Below are 260 nucleotides of genomic sequence, written 5' to 3'. Positions count from 1 at the left end.
TGCCCGAGCAGGGCGGCGTCCAGGTGCAGCTCTCCGTGGAGGCGGCCGACGAGTCCGGACGGCGTCCGGTCAGCCTGCACTCCCGTCCGGAGGATGCCTGCGGCGAGGAGCTGTGGACGCGGCACGCCACCGGTGTGCTCGCCCCGAGCGCGGTTGCCGGGTCCCCGGCTTCGTTCGAGCTGGGGGAGTGGCCTCCGGCCGGTGCGGTCGAGGTTGCGGTCGACGACCTGTACGAGGTGTTCGGCGAGGCCGGGTTCGGG

The 260-nt window shown here is 74.2% G+C and carries 1 protein-coding gene; it reads left to right on the top strand.

Features of this window, described 5'->3' with window-relative positions:
- A partial coding sequence (locus UK12_RS35755) for a polyketide synthase dehydratase domain-containing protein (RefSeq protein ID WP_045307399.1) occupies window positions 1-260 on the top strand: 260 nt, incomplete at both ends.

The sequence above is a fragment of the Saccharothrix sp. ST-888 genome, from assembly GCF_000955975.1.
GTDB lineage: Bacteria > Actinomycetota > Actinomycetes > Streptomycetales > Streptomycetaceae > Kitasatospora.
Note: the sequence above shows the minus strand (reverse complement) of the source record. Positions and strands in the feature narration are given on the sequence as shown.